This is a genomic window from Pantoea anthophila, assembly GCF_026104315.1.
GTDB lineage: Bacteria > Pseudomonadota > Gammaproteobacteria > Enterobacterales > Enterobacteriaceae > Pantoea > Pantoea anthophila.
The window spans coordinates 3,443,037-3,459,750 of record NZ_CP110473.1 but is presented as its reverse complement, the minus strand read 5'-3'; the positions used below and the strand labels follow the sequence as shown (position 1 = coordinate 3,459,750).

At 58.1% G+C, this 16,714-nt stretch carries 14 protein-coding genes; 9 read left to right on the top strand and 5 right to left on the bottom strand.

The window, feature by feature from the left end:
• The first annotated feature begins 122 nt into the window (after positions 1–122).
• The 4 genes from OJ965_RS18645 to lplT all read left to right on the top strand — a co-directional run bounded on the left by OJ965_RS18645 (position 123) and on the right by lplT (position 8,125).
• The gene (locus tag OJ965_RS18645; protein WP_167428873.1) at positions 123–2,396 is read left to right on the top strand and encodes a molybdopterin guanine dinucleotide-containing S/N-oxide reductase; all 2,274 of its coding nucleotides are present in this window, start codon (positions 123–125) and stop codon (positions 2,394–2,396) included.
• A 277-nt stretch (positions 2,397–2,673) separates the two neighbouring features.
• The gene (locus tag OJ965_RS18640; RefSeq protein ID WP_265137359.1) at positions 2,674–4,413 is read left to right on the top strand and encodes a penicillin-binding transpeptidase domain-containing protein; all 1,740 of its coding nucleotides are present in this window, start codon (positions 2,674–2,676) and stop codon (positions 4,411–4,413) included.
• 374 nt (positions 4,414–4,787) lie between these two features.
• Positions 4,788–6,938 carry a bifunctional acyl-ACP--phospholipid O-acyltransferase/long-chain-fatty-acid--ACP ligase gene (aas, locus tag OJ965_RS18635; RefSeq protein WP_265137357.1) on the top strand — a complete coding sequence of 717 codons (2,151 nt, stop codon included), beginning with the start codon at positions 4,788–4,790 and terminating at the stop codon, positions 6,936–6,938.
• Positions 6,935–8,125, top strand: coding sequence for a lysophospholipid transporter LplT (gene lplT / locus OJ965_RS18630; protein ID WP_009092375.1), 1,191 nt, complete (start codon positions 6,935–6,937; stop codon positions 8,123–8,125). Before aas ends, lplT begins: the two co-directional genes overlap by 4 nt.
• A 53-nt stretch (positions 8,126–8,178) precedes the next feature.
• On the opposite strand, the gene ridA is transcribed toward lplT, so the two are convergent.
• From ridA to argF, 4 genes are all read right to left on the bottom strand, one after another.
• Entirely contained in the window at positions 8,179–8,565 is a 387-nt protein-coding gene (gene ridA, locus OJ965_RS18625; protein ID WP_058957616.1) for a 2-iminobutanoate/2-iminopropanoate deaminase, read from the bottom strand.
• A gap of 72 nt (positions 8,566–8,637) precedes the next feature.
• Positions 8,638–9,102, bottom strand: a complete 465-nt coding sequence (gene pyrI, locus OJ965_RS18620) for an aspartate carbamoyltransferase regulatory subunit (protein ID WP_009092371.1) — start codon at positions 9,100–9,102, stop codon at positions 8,638–8,640.
• A gap of 12 nt (positions 9,103–9,114) precedes the next feature.
• Positions 9,115–10,050 carry an aspartate carbamoyltransferase gene (pyrB, locus tag OJ965_RS18615; RefSeq protein ID WP_265137355.1) on the bottom strand — a complete coding sequence of 312 codons (936 nt, stop codon included), beginning with the start codon at positions 10,048–10,050 and terminating at the stop codon, positions 9,115–9,117.
• Between the two features lie 284 nt (positions 10,051–10,334).
• Positions 10,335–11,342: an ornithine carbamoyltransferase gene (argF, locus tag OJ965_RS18610; protein WP_046101107.1), complete on the bottom strand. Its 1,008-nt coding sequence runs from the start codon at positions 11,340–11,342 to the stop codon at positions 10,335–10,337.
• Positions 11,343–11,504: 162 nt separating this feature from the next.
• Between argF and rraB the strand changes: the two genes are divergently transcribed.
• From rraB to OJ965_RS18590, 4 genes are all read left to right on the top strand, one after another.
• On the top strand, positions 11,505–11,921 hold the full coding sequence (gene rraB / locus OJ965_RS18605) for a ribonuclease E inhibitor RraB (RefSeq protein WP_009092365.1): 417 nt from the start codon (positions 11,505–11,507) through the stop codon (positions 11,919–11,921).
• Between the two features lie 56 nt (positions 11,922–11,977).
• Entirely contained in the window at positions 11,978–12,739 is a 762-nt protein-coding gene (miaE, locus tag OJ965_RS18600; protein WP_009092364.1) for a tRNA isopentenyl-2-thiomethyl-A-37 hydroxylase MiaE, read from the top strand.
• Positions 12,740–13,100: 361 nt separating this feature from the next.
• Positions 13,101–14,420: an OprD family porin gene (locus OJ965_RS18595; protein WP_265137354.1), complete on the top strand. Its 1,320-nt coding sequence runs from the start codon at positions 13,101–13,103 to the stop codon at positions 14,418–14,420.
• A 13-nt stretch (positions 14,421–14,433) separates the two neighbouring features.
• The gene (locus OJ965_RS18590) at positions 14,434–15,222 is read left to right on the top strand and encodes a histidine phosphatase family protein (RefSeq protein WP_111207638.1); all 789 of its coding nucleotides are present in this window, start codon (positions 14,434–14,436) and stop codon (positions 15,220–15,222) included.
• Here OJ965_RS18590 and OJ965_RS18585 read toward each other — a convergent pair.
• Complete coding sequence (locus tag OJ965_RS18585; RefSeq protein ID WP_140028783.1) at positions 15,217–15,717, bottom strand: GNAT family N-acetyltransferase; 501 nt, start codon at positions 15,715–15,717, stop codon at positions 15,217–15,219. The genes OJ965_RS18590 and OJ965_RS18585 overlap by 6 nt on opposite strands.
• Before the next feature lie 231 nt (positions 15,718–15,948).
• Here OJ965_RS18585 and OJ965_RS18580 point away from each other — a divergent pair, with 231 nt between their 5' ends.
• Positions 15,949–16,545, top strand: a complete 597-nt coding sequence (locus OJ965_RS18580; RefSeq protein ID WP_265137353.1) for a hypothetical protein — start codon at positions 15,949–15,951, stop codon at positions 16,543–16,545.
• The last annotated feature ends 169 nt before the right edge of the window (positions 16,546–16,714 follow it).

Genomic DNA, 16,714 nt, shown 5'->3' with positions numbered 1-16,714 from the left:
ACCCGACAGAATGCCAGCGTCGTCGCAAAAAGGGGCAAAATCGGACCCGCAGGCACATCTTCTGCTGAGAGGCCGCCCCATGTTATGCTCCCTCTCCCCCCTGGCTACCGTGAAAAACAACGATGAAAACCAAAGTGCCACACCTGGCGCACTGGGGCGCCTTTACCGCCGTCACTGAAAACGATCGCCTGACGGGCTGCGAACCTTTCTTCGCCGATGCCGATCCGTCACCGATGATCCACACCATTCCAGAACTGGTCTATTCCGACAAACGCATCCGTCAGCCGATGGTGCGGCGCTCGTGGCTGAAGTCACGCGAAAACAGCGACCGCACGCTGCGTGGCCGCGAAGACTTTGTTGCCGTTGACTGGGAGACCGCGCTGGACCTGGTGGCGGAAGAGAATCGCCGCGTCCGTGAGCGCTACGGTGCCTCAGGCATTTTCAACGGTTCCTACGGCTGGTCATCGGCCGGTCGCGTTAACCACGCCCGCACCCTGGTGCGCCGCTTCTATTTTCAGGGCGGCGGCGGCGTCGATCAGCAGGGCAACTACAGCTGGGGAGCCGCGCAGTTCTTCCTGCCCTATGTGATTGGCACCTACATGCCACTGACCGGCCGCGTGACCGAATGGCCGCAGGTGGTCGAACATGCTGAGATTTTTGTCGCGTTCGGGGGACTGGCGCTGAAAAACGCTCAGGTCGCCTCCGGCGGAGCGGGGCAGCACAGCCTGAAACCGGCGCTGCAGCAGCTGGCGGCCAGAGGCACGCCGGTGATTAACATCAGTCCGATGCGCGATGACTGCCCGGAATTTGTAAACGCCGAGTGGATTCCGATTCGCCCTAATACCGACGTGGCACTGATGCTGGCGCTGGGGTATGAGATCAACCAGCGTGGCGCAGTGGATGAGGCGTTTCTCGCCAGTCACTGCACCGGCTGGCCGCAGCTGCGTGCCTATCTGCTGGGCGAGACGGATGGCGTGGCGAAAACCGCCGGCTGGGCCAGCCGCATTACCGGCATTCCGGCCGATCGTATTGTGCAGCTGGCGCAGCAGCTGATCGGCAAGCGCAGCTTTATGACCTGCTCCTATTCGGTTCAGCGCGCCCATCGCGGCGAGCAGCCTTACTGGATGATGATTGCGCTGTCGTCGATGCTCGGTCAGCCGGGTCTGCCGGGGGCCGGTTTCTCATTTGGTCACGGCTCGATGAACAGCGTCGGTAACCCGCGTCAGGAGGGGCCTGCCCCGATGATGAGCACCGGTCCTAACCCCGCCGGGCTGTCGATTCCGGTGGCCCGGATCAGCGATATGCTGCTCAATCCCGGTCAGCCTTACCGTTTTCAGGGCGAGACGCTGCACTATCCCGACATTCACATGGTGCACTGGGCGGGCGGCAATCCTTTCCATCATCATCAGCAGCTGAACCGGCTGGTGGCGGGCTGGCAGCGGCCCGATACGGTGGTGGTGCAGGATATCGTCTGGACGCCTGCCGCCCGGATGGCGGATATCGTCCTGCCCGCGACCACCACGCTGGAGCGCAACGACATCGGCGGCTCTTCACGCGACCGCTTTGTGCTGGCAATGCATCAGGCGATTAAACCGCAGCATCAGGCGCGTAACGACTTCGATATCTTTGCTGACCTGGCGGAGCGCCTGGGCTACCGCGACACTTTCACCGAAGGGCGCAACGAGATGCAGTGGATTGCGCATCTCTATCAGCAGTGCGCCACGGCACATCAGCGTAAAGGGATCGATTTTCCGGAATTTGATGAGTTCTGGCAGCGCGGATTTGTGGAAATTCCCGAAGGCGGCAAGCCTTATCAGTTTATGGAGGATTTCCGTGCCGATCCGCAGGCGAATCCGATTAAAACGGCCAGCGGCAAAATCGAGCTTTTCAGCCAGACCATTGCGGATTATCAGCTGGACGATTTCGCCGGGCATCCGGAGTGGCGTGAGCCGCAGGAGTGGCTGGGATCGCCGGTCAGTCGCGACTATCCGCTGCACATGATCTCCATTCAGCCTGCCGACCGGCTGCACAGTCAGCTGGACGCCACCGATACGGTGCAGAGGAATAAAACCGCCGGCCACGAAACGCTTTACATGCATCCGCAGGATGCGGCGGCACGCGGGCTGGCAGAGGGCGATGAGATCGAGGTGAGCAACGCTCGCGGGGTAATGCTCGCGGGTGTGCAGATCACCGACGGGGTTACGCCGGGCGTGGTGATCATCGCCACCGGGGCCTGGTTCGATCCCGGCTTCGGCCAGGCGTGGCAGCCTTACGATCGCGCAGGGAACCCTAACGTCCTTACGCTCGACATCGGTACCTCGTCGCTGACCCAGGGGCCAAACGCCATGAGTTGCCTGGTGGAAATCAAAAAACATCAGGATTGCAGAATAGCGTAAAGATCTCATGGCTGGTTACATTTTGCCGGTAACTGTTGCGTTTGAGTGATGGCAGCCGATCAATCGCCCTTGCTACAGTCAGGGTCCCAGAGGTATTGATGGGTGAACATCAATAGATTTTCTTGATTACACCAACCTGCGCAGATGCGCAGGTTTTTTTTTGCCGCCAACCGGTGTCCGATAACGAACTGATACACAGTTTTCCTGTTATCCGGACCGCGCTTTCTTTATAACTGCTGGCTTAGCCCCTTTTCTTTATTTTGCGCAGCGGAACGCCATGCCCCGGATTAAAAAACTACTGGGAAAAGACCAGATAAAAGCCCCCTTTAACCCTTTCCGATTCCGGCTGATCTGCCTGGGTGTGATGACCTGTCTGGTGGTGCTGCTGGCGCGCGTCGCGGACCTGCAGTTCCTGAATCAGCCGATGCTGGAGCACGAAGCGGATCAGCGATCGCTGCGAACCGTCACGCTGCCTACCAGTCGCGGCACCCTGCTGGATCGTAACGGCGAAGCCCTGGCGCTCAGCGTGCCGTCGCGCGATGTGATCGCCGATCCGCAGCGCGTACTGGAGAGTAACCCCGATTTTACCAGTGCCAAATGGGCCTACCTTGCCGCGGCGCTGAATACCCGTCCCGAAGTGCTGGCCGCGCAAATCACCGCCAACCCGAAACGCCGCTTTCTCTACCTGGGGCGCAAAATCGAACTGGGGATCGCCAAAGATATTAAAGAGCTGAAGCTGAAGGGGATCAGCGAAGTCTATGATGACAGCCGCTTCTATCCGATGAGCGAAGCCTCTGCGCCGCTCATTGGCATCGTCGGGGCCGATAACGTCGGTCTGAACGGGCTGGAAAAAGGCTTTGATAAGGTGCTGCAGGGCGAGCCGGGCAAAGAGGTCTATCGCCAGGATGCGGCGGGCAACATTATCTCGATGATTAACTATCAGCCGCCAACGCAGCCGCCAACGGTGCAGCTCAGCATCGACAAATACGATCAGTACACCCTCTACAGCAAACTGCGCGACGGCGTGCTGCTCAACAAGGCGGATTCTGGTGCCGCCGTGCTGGTGAAGATCGACACCGGCGAGATTCTGGCGATGGCCTCCTATCCGTCGTTCAACCCCAACAACTATGAAGGGGCCACGCCGGCGCAGATGCGTAACTCGGCTATCAACGACAGCTACGAACCGGGGTCGACCGTCAAGCCGTTAGTGGTCATGGAGGCGCTGGAGCGCCATCTGGTGCGGCCCGACTCGGTGATCGACACCACGCCTTATCGGGTTAACGGGCACCTGATCCGCGACGTCGGCCACTGGCCGCGCCTGACCATGACCGGCATCCTGCAGAAGTCGAGTGACATCGGCGTCTCGCATATGGCGCTGGCGATGCCCGCCGAAGCGCTGGTCAACACCTACCATGCGTTCGGACTGGGTAAACCAACCGGCTTAGGCCTGACCGGCGAAAGCGTGGGCTACTTCCCGCTGCATCGCGCCCGCTGGGCCGATATCGAACGCGCCACCTTCTCGTTCGGGTATGGTCTGCGCGTCACGCCGCTGCAGATTGCCCGTGAATATGCCACGCTCGGCTCCTATGGCGTCTACCGTCCGCTGTCGATCACCCGCGTGACGCCGCCGGTTCTGGGCAAGCAGGTCGCGAATCCGGAAACGGTCAAAGAGGTGGTGCATATGCTGGAGAGCGACGTGCTGCCGGGCGGCACCGGGGTGAAGGCGGCGGTGCCGGGCTACCGGCTGGCAACCAAAACCGGTACGGCGGAAAAGATGGGCACCAGCGGCAAATATGATGGCGGCTACGTCAACTACACCGCCGGTCTCGCGCCCGCCAGTCATCCTGAAGTGGCGCTGGTGGTGATGATTAACCATCCGACGGCGGGCGATCACTTCGGTGGCTCGGTGGCCGCTCCGGTGTTCGGCAACATCATGGGGCCGGTGCTGAAGCACATGAACATCGCGCCGGACGCAATCTACAGCAAGCCGGTCACCGGTTCTTCAGATAAATCCTAGACAAATCAGAGTGTAAGCGCGGGATGGCTAATTTTCACACCTCGTTGCACTTCCCCGAATTCGGTTGCGTTTTCACGCTGTCACCGCAGGGCAAATCAGTGCGACGATAGCGATCCCAGAGGTATTGATGGGTGTGAAAACAACACCGCTTCGGCGGTGAGACCCTGTTATTACACCAACCCACGCAGAAGCGTGGGTTTTTTTTGCCTGTCCGGCGTGCCTCTGACGGATATGGTCAGACACGCAGTGGGCCGCCCTTGGCGGTGGCTGGCAGGCACCCTGATGCGGTGTCGGTGTGGCGATAATTCTGTTGTCGAACTGCCTCAAATCCTGCATCGTGAGGGCCTATTTTTCCCCGATGCTAAGGAGCCGGCATGGTTTTCACACTCTTGCGCCTCATCTTCCGCCTGTTATGGCGGGTCGAACTGCGTGGCGACGTCGCCGAACTGCATAAACAGAAGGTATTGATCACGCCGAACCATATGTCGTTTCTCGACGGCATATTGCTGGCGCTATTTTTGCCGGTCAGACCGGTCTTCGCCATCTACTCGACCATCGGCGAAAGCTGGTTTATGCGCCTGGTCAGGCCGTTTATCGACTTTGTGCCGCTGGACCCGACCCGGCCGATGGCGCTGAAGCAGCTGGTGCGGCTGATCGACAGTGGCCGTCCGGTGGTGATCTTCCCGGAAGGGCGGATTACCGTCACCGGCTCGCTGATGAAGATCTACAGCGGGGCGGGCTTTGTCGCGGCCCGCTCGGGTGCAAACGTGGTGCCGATGCGGATTGAAGGCGCAGAGTTCACGCCGTTTGGTCGCCTGGCGGGCGTGTTCAAACGCCGCCTGTTCCCGCGCATCACCCTCTCTGTGCTGCCCGCCACGCGCATTCCGATGCCGGAGGCGAAACGGGCGCGCGACCGGCGTATGCTGGCCGGGGAGCATCTGCACCATATCATGATGGAAGCGCGCATGGCGGTGCGTCCGCGTGAAACTCTGTTTGAGGCGCTGCTCTCCGCCCGGACCCGCTACGGCGCGTTTAAGCGCTGCATCGAAGATGTCAGTTTCAAACCTGACAGCTACAACGGACTGCTGAAAAAGTCGCTGGGCGTGGGCCGGATTCTGGATCGCTACAGTCAGCCGCGTGAAGTGGTCGGGCTGCTGCTGCCGAATACCACCGTGACGGCCGCAGCGATTTTCGGTGCCTCACTGCGTGGTCGCGTTCCGGCGATGCTTAACTACACCGCAGGCGTGAACGGTATGCGGGCGGCGCTGACCGCCGCGCAGATTAAAACGGTCTTCACCTCACGGCAGTTCCTGGAGAAAGGCAACCTGTGGCATCTGCCGCAGGGGCTCGGTGAGGTGCAGTGGATCTATCTGGAAGATCTGAAAGAGACGGTGACCGCGAAAGATAAACTCTGGATCGTCGCGCACCTGCTGATGCCGCGCCGCGCCCAGCTGCCGCAGCAGCCGGAAGATGCCGCGATGGTGCTGTTTACCTCCGGCTCGGAGGGCAATCCCAAAGGGGTGGTGCATTCGCATAAAAGCCTGCTGGCGAACGTCGAACAGATCCGCACCGTGGCGGACTTCACGCCGCGCGATCGCTTTATGTCGGCGCTGCCGCTGTTTCATGCCTTTGGCCTGACCGTCGGCCTGTTTACGCCGCTGATGACCGGTGCGCAGGTCTTTCTCTACCCCAGCCCGCTGCACTATCGCATCGTGCCGGAGCTGGTCTATGACCGCAACTGCACCGTGCTGTTTGGCACCTCCACCTTCCTGGGCAACTATGCGCGCTTTGCCGCGCCGTACGATTTTGCCCGCCTGCGCTATGTGGTGGCGGGGGCCGAGAAGCTGCAGGAGAACACCCGCCAGCTCTATATGGAGAAGTACGGTATCCGCATCCTTGAAGGCTATGGCGTCACCGAGTGTGCGCCGGTGGTCGCCATCAACGTGCCGATGGCGACGAAGGCGCACACCGTCGGACGGATTCTGCCGGGCATGGATTCACGGCTGATGTCGGTGCCGGGCATCGAGAACGGCGGACGGCTGCAGCTGCGCGGGCCAAACGTGATGAAGGGCTATCTGCGGGTCGAAAATCCTGGCGTACTGGAAGCACCGGTCGCTGACGATGGCGAAGGCAATAGGGAAGCGGGCTGGTATGACACCGGCGATATCGTCAGCTTCGATGAAGGCGGCTTCTGCCAGATTCAGGGCCGTGCCAAACGCTTTGCCAAGATTGCCGGTGAGATGGTGTCGCTGGAGATCGTCGAGCAGATCGCCCTGAAGGCGTCGCCGGACAAACAGCACGCCGCCTCACTGCGTCCCGATGGGCAGCGCGGCGAAGCGCTGGTGCTCTTCACCACCGACGCTGAACTGGCGCGCGACACGCTGCAGAAAGCGGCACGCGAGCTGGGCGCGCCGGATCTGGCGCTGCCGCGCGACATCCGGGTGGTGAAACAGCTGCCGCAGCTCGGCAGCGGCAAACCTGACTATGTGACGCTGAAAAAGATGGCGGAAGAGGAGCAGACATGAGCCCTGATCGCACTGCACCGTTGATGTCACGCGGCATGATCGCCGTGATTGTCGCCCAGTTCTTTTCCGCCTTCGGCGATAACGCGCTGCTGTTTGCCACGCTGGCGCTGCTGAAAAGCCAGTTCTATCCCGACTGGAGCCAGCCGATCCTGCAGATGCTCTTTGTCGCGGCCTACATTCTGCTGGCGCCTTTTGTCGGTCAGGTGGCGGACAGCATGGCAAAAGGGCGGGTGATGATGCTCGCCAACAGCCTGAAGCTGCTTGGGGCGCTGACCATCTGCTTCGGCTTCAATCCGTTCATCGGCTATACCCTGGTCGGCGCGGGGGCGGCCGCCTACTCCCCGGCCAAATATGGCATCCTGGGTGAGATTACCCACGGCGAGAAGCTGGTGAAAGCCAACGGGCTGATGGAGGGCTCGACCATCGCCGCCATTCTGCTCGGCTCGGTGGCGGGCGGAATGCTGGCGGACTGGCATCTGCTGGCGGCGCTGGGGATCTGTGCGCTCACCTACGGCATTGCGGTCGCCGCGAACCTCTTTATCCCGAAACTGCAGGCGGCGCGGCCAGGCCAGAGCTGGCGGCCGGGCGTCATGGTGCGCCGCTTTTTCGATGCCGTTGGGCTGCTGTGGCGCGACGCAGAGACGCGCTTCTCGCTGCTCGGCACCAGCCTCTTCTGGGGCGCTGGCGTGACATTGCGTTTCCTGCTGGTGCTGTGGGTGCCGGTGGCGCTGGGCATCAGCGACAACACCACTCCCACCACCCTGAATGCGATGGTGGCGATCGGAATTGTGCTGGGAGCGGCGGCGGCGGCGAAGCTGGTGACGCTGGAGACGGTGCGCCGCTGCATGCCCGCGGGCGTCCTGATTGGCGTGATGGTCGTCGTCTTCTCGCTGCAGCATTCGCTGGTCAGCGCCTATCTCCTGCTGATGCTGATTGGCGCGCTGGGCGGTTTCTTTGTGGTGCCGCTGAACGCGCTGCTGCAGGCGCGGGGCAAAGAGAGCGTCGGTTCCGGCAACGCGATTGCGGTGCAGAATCTCGGTGAGAACAGCGCGATGCTGGTGATGCTGGGGCTCTATACGCTGGCGATAAAGGCGGGTGCGCCTGCTGTCGCAACGGGCGTCGGGTTTGGCGTGCTGTTTGCGCTGGCGATAGCCGTACTGTGGCTGTGGCGACCGGCTAAGCGTTAAGCGCGTCACCGCCTCTCTCCGGCCTGCGCGGCGGAGAGAGGCGGACGAACGAATCAGCGACGGACCGCGATCGCTTCGATTTCAATCTTCACATCTTTTGGCAGACGCGCCACTTCGACACAGGAACGCGCCGGGAAGTGTGCGTCATGCTCGGTGAAAAACGCCTCGTAGGTGGCGTTGACCGTGGCAAAATCATTCAGGTCCTTCACGAACACCGTGGTTTTCACGATATCGCCCACCTTCAGGCCCGCCGCTTCCACAATCGCCTTCACATTCTCCAGCGACTGACGCGCCTGTGCGGCAATGTCATCCGCCACCTGGCCGGTCACCGGATCGACCGGGATCTGACCTGAGGTGATGATCATGCTGCCCAGATCAACACCCTGAACATAGGGACCGATCGCGGCAGGGGCTTTCTCAGTACTGATTTCACGGGACATCATGGCTCCTTTAATTATGTCGTCAGGCGGCGGTGCCGCCGGTGTTGCCCATTATAAGGTCGGGCAGGGCGATTACCAGTGACCCAGCACCACGTGGCGGGCGAACTCTTTTTCGCAATATTTGCATTTGAGATGCACATCGTCGGCGCGCTGCTTCACGGCAAAACTGGAGAAGACCGGCTCGCTGCGGCTGATGCAGTTGCTGTTGGGACAGGTCAGCACCCGCTCGATGCGATCCGGCAGCGTCGGGGCGATCTTGGCCACCACTTCATAGTCGTCGATGCGGTTAACCGTGGCATCGGGCGCATAGACCGCCAGCTGATTGATCTGATCGTCGGTGAGAAAGGTGTTTTCAATCTTGATCAGATCTTTGCGGCCCATCTCGCCCGACGGCAGATTCAGGCCGATGGTGATGCGCTGGTCGGTTTCGGTCAGCCGGAACAGAGAGAGCAGCTTAAAGCCGATCTGTGCCGGAATGTGGTCGATGACCGTGCCGCGTTTGATCGCTTCAACCTGCAATTTGTTGTCCTGAGTCATGATGAGATCTCCTTACAGGGCGAGTTCGCTGTTTAAAACCAGTGCCAGCAGAGCCTGGCGTGCATAGATGCCGTTACCCGCCTGCTGGAAATACCAGGCGTAAGGGGTGCTGTCGACATCGGTGGTGATTTCGTCGATGCGCGGCAGCGGGTGCAGCACTTTCATGTTGTTCCGTGCCGTAGCGAGATCGCCGGCGCGGAGGATGAACTGCGCTTTGACGTTGGCATATTCAGACGGATCGAGCCGCTCTTTCTGCACCCGCGTCATGTAAAGAATATCGAGCTGCGGCATGACCTCTTCAAAGCTGTCGTGACGTGACCAGGGGATACTTTTCTCGTCCAGCATGTCGGTGATATAGGCGGGCATCGCCAGCGCATCGGGCGCGATAAAGAAGAAGCGGTTGCCATCAAACTTCGCCAGCGCCTGGGTCAGGGAGTGCACGGTGCGGCCATATTTCAGATCCCCCACCATCGCCACGTTCAGGTTATTCAGGCGGCTCTGGGTCTCCTGGATGGTGAAGAGGTCGAGCAGGGTCTGGGTCGGATGCTGGTTGGCCCCGTCACCGGCGTTCAGAATCGGGATGCCGCCGGAAAACTCCGTCGCCAGCCGCGCCGCGCCCTCCTGCGGATGACGCATCACAATCGCATCCACATAGGTGCCGATGACGGAAATGGTGTCGGCCAGGGTTTCGCCTTTTTTGCCCAGTGACGTGTTGCTGCCGTCAGCAAAGCCCACCGCTGACGCCCCCAGACGGTGAATCGCGGTTTCAAACGACAGGCGGGTGCGGGTCGAGGCCTCAAAGAAGCAGCTGGCAATCACCTTGTGCTTCAGCAGTTCCGGCTGCGGATGGGCTTTCAGCTGAGCGGCGGTGTGCAGCGCCAGCTCCAGCTCTTCACGACTGAGGTCGTTAATTGAAATGATGTGCTTGCGGTATAGCGGGTTAGCCATAACTCTCTCCTCTGCGCGGCCGGATTGCGGACAAAAAAAAGCCCCTGCTTAAGGGGCTTTTTTATGATCGGGTCGATGACCGAAAGAAACAGCAGCACCGCCTGCGGTCAGGCGTGATGGCGCGTCAAATTGTCCGCTGTGCTGTCGCATATTTCCTCCGGCAAATTGGGGCGCATTATACCCGTTCGCGGTGGCGCAGCAAGGGAAAACGTTTGCGCTGCGGAGAGGGCCGGGGCGGCAGGTGGGCGACAACCTGTGGCGTCAGCCCGCCTGTCGCCGGACGATCAGCGCTGGCCCAGCGTGGCCACCATCACCGCTTTGATGGTGTGCATCCGGTTCTCGGCCTGGTCGAAGACAATGCTGTGTGCCGACTCAAACACCTCGTTGCTCACCTCCATGCCGTTAGGCAGATCGTACTGTTCCGCCATCTGCTGACCCAGCGTGGTCTGATCGTCATGGAAAGCGGGCAGGCAGTGCAGGAATTTCACCTGCGGGTTGCCGGTCAGATCGAGCATCGCCCGGTTAACCTGATAGTCACGCAGCAGGGCGATACGCTCTGCCCAGACCTCTTTGGCTTCGCCCATCGACACCCAGACATCGGTGTAGATGAAGTCTGCGCCTTTGACGCCGTCGGCAATATTGTCGGTGAGGGTGATGGTACCGCCGGTCTGACGGGCGACCTCACGGCACTCAGCCACCAGTTGCGCCTCGGGCCAGCAGCTTTCCGGGGCCACCAGGCGCAGATCCAGTCCGGTCAGCGCCGCCGCTTCCAGCATGGTGTTACCCATGTTGTTGCGTGCGTCACCGACATAGACCAGCGTCATGTCGCTGAGTTTTTTGCCCGGCAGGTGCTCCTGCATGGTCAGCAGGTCGGCCAGCAGCTGGGTCGGGTGAAATTCGTCTGTCAGGCCGTTCCAGACCGGCACACCGGCATGTTCCGCCAGCGTTTCAACCAGCGCCTGACCGTAACCGCGATACTGGATGCCATCGTACATCCGGCCCAGCACCCGCGCCGTGTCGCGCATCGACTCTTTATGGCCGATCTGGCTGCCACTCGGGCCGAGATAAGTGACGTTAGCACCCTGATCGTAAGCGGCAACTTCGAAAGAGCATCGGGTACGGGTCGAGTCTTTTTCGAAGATGAGCGCGATGTTTTTGCCTTTCAGGTACTGCACTTCGCTGGCGCTTTTTTTCGCCTGCTTTAATTCAGCGGAAAGGGTAAGCAGGTGATCCATTTCGGCGGGGGTAAAATCCAGAAGCCTGAGGAAATGGCGCTGATACAGCTGACTCATACAACACTCCGGTAATCATTAAAGTGAATTAAAATTCAATCTAACCGTATGAATATGCATTTTCAAGAGCGGGTGCCAATAAACTTGTCGTTTTGTGTAGTGGCGCGACAGGCAGTGTGGGAAAATAGCGGTTTATTGCCGAACTCAGAGAGGAACATCGTTATGGCATATGAAGCATTGCTGGAAGAGCAGCGTGAAGAGACGCGGCAGATTATCGAAGAACTGCTGGAGGATGGCAGCGATCCCGATGCGCTCTATACCATCGAGCACCATCTCTCATGCAATAATTTTGATTCGCTGGAAAAAGCGGCCGTTGACGCCTTTAAGCTGGGTTATGAAGTGACCGAGCCGGAAGAGCTGGAGCTGGAAGATGGCACGACCGTCATGTGCGTTGACATCCTCAGCGAATCGGCGCTGAAAGCGGAACTGATCGATGTGCAGGTTGAGCAGCTGGTTAACCTGGTCGGTAAATACAACGTCGATTATGACGGCTGGGGCACCTATTTCGAAGATCCCGATGCCGAAGAGGAAGATGACGACGCTATCGACGATGAAGATGATGATGGTGTTCGCCACTAAGTCGCCCGGGCGGAGCCCTCTCCGCCTCTTACCTTCTCCTGCTCTGTTCTGACATCATGAATTACGCACCGCTACTCGAACCGATCTGTCAGTTTCTGCACTGCCGCACGCCGCAAGCCTGGATTGATGAGGCGCGCAAGCCGGAAAACCTGACCCTGCTGCTGACCGACCATCTGGTGTGCGAACTGAAAGCCGCGCAGACCGCGGTGTGGTTAATCCGTAAGTATGTGGCCGACAAGCCGAGCGGCGAGGCGATTCTCGCCTGGCTGAAGCCCTATGAAGACTTCATCTTCCGCGAAGATGGCGACAGCGACTTTATCAATGCCCATAAAAATCTGACCAAACGCATCATCGTGCGCAATGCGCTGCCCTGGGCCGATGAGCTGGTGGAAAAGATGGTGCTGCTGATTAAAGAGGAGCTGCATCACTTCTATCAGGTGTGGGAGATTATGCAGTCACGCGGACTGGTCTATCAGAAGATCACCTCCAGCCGCTATGCAAAATCTCTGCTGCGTGAGGTGATCACCCATGAGCCGGAAACGCTGGTGGATAAGCTGATTTGCGGCGCTTACATTGAGGCGCGATCCTGCGAACGTTTTGCCAGTCTGGCTCCCTGGCTGGATGATGAGCTGGCGAAGTTCTATCTGTCGCTTCTCCGCTCCGAGGCGCGCCACTATCAGGATTACCTGACGCTGGCTGCGCAGATCGCGGCAAAAGATATCGCGCCACGGGTGCAGGCGATTGGCCGGGTCGAGGCGAAGCTGATTAGCGAGCCGGACACGGAGCTGCGTTTTCACAGCGGCGTACCCGCCTGGTGAATCCCTGAGGGCACCCTGATCGGGGTGTCTCTTTTTCTGATTGGGTGATCGCGTTTATATTTCCTGCGTGGCGCTGTTTTAAATAACGCGCTGTGTAACGCTTTATTTTAAATCACGCTGGCAGACAAAGATATTTTGTGCCACCTATCACATAACGGCTTTTTTACGCTGACTTTCCGCCCTTAAATAAATATAGTCCCGGAGTCAGTGCGGGATTGTTATTTTTTTAAGCAAAACCCGACTCGCTGCCCTTTTTAACAGAGGGCAGTGGGTCGGGTTTTTTTATGGGTTAACGGCACCAGGTCACCCTTATTGTCATGGGGTGACGGATTTTTAATATCGCCAGGTGAAGGACTTCATAATGAAAGGAAAACGTTATTCTCTGTTATTTGTTTCGCTATTTTTGACCCTTTGCTGGGGAAATGTTAATGCGTCTGGCATTCAGACCTCCTCCGGATTATGGCGTGACGCTGCGCTCGATCTCAGACTGCGCAACCACTGGAAGTATCTCAAGGAGAACGAAGCGCAGCCCACTGCGGTTCACAACGCCTGGGGCCAGGCCGCGACGTTCGATTTTCGTTCCGGTTATCAGTGGGACCTGCTCGGGTTTGATGCGACCTACACCCGCGCCGTACGCCTGGGCGCCAGCGACTACTTCTCCACGCGTGGTCTGCTCTATGATAGCGGCGGGAACATGGAAAAGCGGGATGCGCACGGCTTCAGCAAGTTCAGTCAGCGCTATCTTAAGCTGAAGCTCGGCAACCGCGCGCTGCGGTTCGAGGGAAAGGCGGGCTGGCAGGAACTGAAAAATATCGGTGTGCTGACGACCACGGATCGCCTGTCGCGCAACAGCTATGCCGGCTACAGCGGTGCAGTGACGTGGCAGAATGCCCGGCTGGATCTTGCCATGGTTAACAAAGCCATACGGCACGACTCGGGTAAAACGCTGGCGCTGCAAACCCAGGCCCGGCAAAAAATCGACGCCATTTACACCGCGGCGCTGAGCTACAAAGATAGCGGTCACGCGCTGGCCTATGCGTTTGGTGAGGCCGAACGCTATCAGCGCCGCCATGTCATAGAGGCAGGCTATTCCCTCTCGCCACACTGGTCACTGGCTTCGCAGATCTATGGCAGCCAGGCGCTGGAAAAGTATAAAAGTATGCCCGCCAGCAAAAGAACCTTTGATCACCAGGCATGGCACTATGTCGGGGAGGTCATCTGGAAGCAGGGCGCCTGGACGCAGAGGCTGGCTGCTGGCTGGACCTCCGCCCCTAAAAAGCAGGCGGTGGGATATTATGCCCGACCCCTGACTAAAAATACCCGGGGACGTTTCACTTCACTGACCTCCGCGGGCAAAGATTATATGCGTGACAGAGAGCTGGCGCTGGTCTCTCTGAGTCAGTATGAAATCACAAAGGGGATCAGCAGTGGAATACAGCTTAATTATGGTCAGTTCCATTATCGTAATAATCTTGTACGAACTGGCGAGGTTTCATTAATTAATCAGTTCAGTAATCAGCATCCCTCCTTTAAACATCTGACGCTGTTTACGCTGACCGGTTATGGCTGGTCATATAAAAACAGTAAAGAGACTCCGCGCCTGAATAGTCAGGGAAAAGTTCAGCGCTCCCGCAGTTTATCCGCCGAAGTGGTCATTCAATATAAATTCAATCTTTTTTAACCCGGAGAGTAAAATGAAAACGAAACTGAAAACCCTGATGTTAATTGCCCTCATCTCCGTCAGCACTGCCGGCTCCGCCTGGGCCGCGGATGTGATGCTCTATGTGACCCGGCATGGCAAGACCATGTTTAACACGGTGCATCGCGCCCAGGGATGGGCCGATACGCCGCTGACCGCTTCCGGCGCCGCGGTTGCAGAGCAACTGGGGCGGGGGTTGCAGCCGTTGCCCTTCGTCGCGGCCTGGTCCAGCGATTCGGGTCGGGCGAGAGAAACCGCGCAGCTGGTGATGAAGAACTGGAAAAATCCGCCTGTGCTGAAGGAGATGAAAGGGCTGCGCGAGGTGGGATTTGGCCTTTATGAAGGCGATCTGGATAAAAATCTGATTACCGCTGCCGCCCTTCAGGCGGGTTATCCCTCCGACACGGCGCTGCTGGAGGCATTCAACGCCGGTAAAATTCAGATGGACAGGATGATCGATGCGATTCATGAGGCGGAAGCCGCAGGCACGCCATCGCTGCCTGGGATTAAATCCTCCGGCCAGGCCGAAACCTATCAGCAGGTAGCTAAGCGCATGGTGGAGAGTATTACGGCAATCGCGAAGCAGGCGCAGCAGCAGGGCGGAGGCAATGTGCTGGTGGTCAGTCACGGTATGGCTATCACCACGCTGCTGCAGGCGCTGGGCGATACTTCGTTACGCGAGCAGCTTAAGAATGCCAGCGTGACGCTGCTGCGCTACACCGATAATGGGCAGTTCAAAATCGAGTCCATCAACGATATGCGTTACGTGGAGCGCGGCTTATAAGGTCTTCAGCATGCGCACTTCGCAATCCACATGGCCGGTGCAGCCCATCGCGCCCTCGATGTGCGCAAAGCCCAGCGACTCATAGAGTCTGATGGCGCGGGTGAGGCTGGCGGTGGTTTCAAGGTAGCAGCGACGGAAGCCGTGGCTGCGTGCATGATCCATCGCCCGCAGTGCCAGCTCGCGCGCCAGGCCCTGGCCGCGCACCACGGGCAGGAAGTACATTTTCTGCAGTTCGCAGATGTCTGGCGCACTGCAGGCGAGAGGCGCCACACCTCCGCCGCCCACCACCTTGCCCTGATACTCAACAATCCAGTAGGCGCTCTGATCGGCACTGTAGAGCTCAAACAGCTGGTCGAGCTGGGGATCGGAGACGGTATAGCCCTTGTCAGCCGTCAGGCCAAATTCCGCCGAAACAACGCGGATGACATGAGCGATATGCGGATTATCGGCGGCAGTAATCGGCCGCACCTGGAGGTGTTGAGAGTCAGGAATCATGTTGGGGTTGGGTTATGCGAATCGGTTAGACATTTACCAGAAGTAACATTATCGTCATCTAAAAGCAATATTACTGATAATCCTCAGACGCTTTTAATGCCATTTACATTTCTGACTACGATGCAGGAATTCTTTTTAATTTTAATGATTACCCGCCTTATGAATAAAAGTGCGTTCTTCTCGCATTTCTGAAAATAAGGCTGTCTTTGTATTGAGATCTGTCTTTATTCGTTGTTGCAAATCAACGCTATCTGGCTTTGCTTCGGTAAGTTGAACGCTTCAAAAAGCGATAAAAATAATATTTTGAAAAAAGGAAGCTATGAAATGAAATGGCCATTTGTTGTGGCAATTGCTTTATTCTCTTTGATGTGTTCATCAGCGGAGATTAAATCCTCAGAGGAAGTTTTAGCAGACAAAGTCCTGACGGCATCGGGCAGTAACGACAGCACTCAACTTTCTGAAAAAGATTATGAACAGATAACGGCCTATCTTTCAGAAGGACGCGCTTACTGGATAAGACTCTACCCGGTTCTTACTCGTTCGCCTTTCTTAGGGCAAACCTCTTTTCAGGAAGGTTTAAACATCGCTATGGCCTATGCCCTGCCTGCAAACCCTGCAAAGGTATTGATGTTTCTCAATGAAGAAAATGTTGATGCCATTTGTGGTGTGCCATTTATTGAGCCAGCGCCGGATGAGGTATCGCTTTATGTTGCGAAAAGCACGGCTGCGCTCAGTAAATCCAACTCCGGGGGGTACTGGAAAGAGAGATGTATGACGGTTTTAAACGCGGCTGTTACGCATCTGAATAATACGATGCAGCCTGAATAAAACCGATGGCGGCGGGTTATTGACAGATTGACACCGATCTTTTTCTTTCTTATTTAACTAACACGTAACGCCTTTTGCCGATACCATTACTCTGAATTTACTGATCTGAATATTGCTGCCATGACGTTAATTCGCAAACAGGCAGTGCAGATGGCGCAGGGAAACTGGC

Excerpts from the sequence above, each read along its gene's own strand:
- OJ965_RS18645 (WP_167428873.1), top strand. The coding sequence starts at position 123 with ATGAAAACCAAAGTGCCACACCTGGCGCACTGGGGCGCCTTTACCGCC.
- OJ965_RS18640 (WP_265137359.1), top strand. The coding sequence starts at position 2,674 with ATGCCCCGGATTAAAAAACTACTGGGAAAAGACCAGATAAAAGCCCCC.
- aas (WP_265137357.1), top strand. The coding sequence starts at position 4,788 with ATGGTTTTCACACTCTTGCGCCTCATCTTCCGCCTGTTATGGCGGGTC.
- lplT (WP_009092375.1), top strand. The coding sequence starts at position 6,935 with ATGAGCCCTGATCGCACTGCACCGTTGATGTCACGCGGCATGATCGCC.
- ridA (WP_058957616.1), bottom strand. The coding sequence starts at position 8,565 with ATGTCCCGTGAAATCAGTACTGAGAAAGCCCCTGCCGCGATCGGTCCC.
- pyrI (WP_009092371.1), bottom strand. The coding sequence starts at position 9,102 with ATGACTCAGGACAACAAATTGCAGGTTGAAGCGATCAAACGCGGCACG.
- pyrB (WP_265137355.1), bottom strand. The coding sequence starts at position 10,050 with ATGGCTAACCCGCTATACCGCAAGCACATCATTTCAATTAACGACCTC.
- argF (WP_046101107.1), bottom strand. The coding sequence starts at position 11,342 with ATGAGTCAGCTGTATCAGCGCCATTTCCTCAGGCTTCTGGATTTTACC.
- rraB (WP_009092365.1), top strand. The coding sequence starts at position 11,505 with ATGGCATATGAAGCATTGCTGGAAGAGCAGCGTGAAGAGACGCGGCAG.
- miaE (WP_009092364.1), top strand. The coding sequence starts at position 11,978 with ATGAATTACGCACCGCTACTCGAACCGATCTGTCAGTTTCTGCACTGC.
- OJ965_RS18595 (WP_265137354.1), top strand. The coding sequence starts at position 13,101 with ATGAAAGGAAAACGTTATTCTCTGTTATTTGTTTCGCTATTTTTGACC.
- OJ965_RS18590 (WP_111207638.1), top strand. The coding sequence starts at position 14,434 with ATGAAAACGAAACTGAAAACCCTGATGTTAATTGCCCTCATCTCCGTC.
- OJ965_RS18585 (WP_140028783.1), bottom strand. The coding sequence starts at position 15,717 with ATGATTCCTGACTCTCAACACCTCCAGGTGCGGCCGATTACTGCCGCC.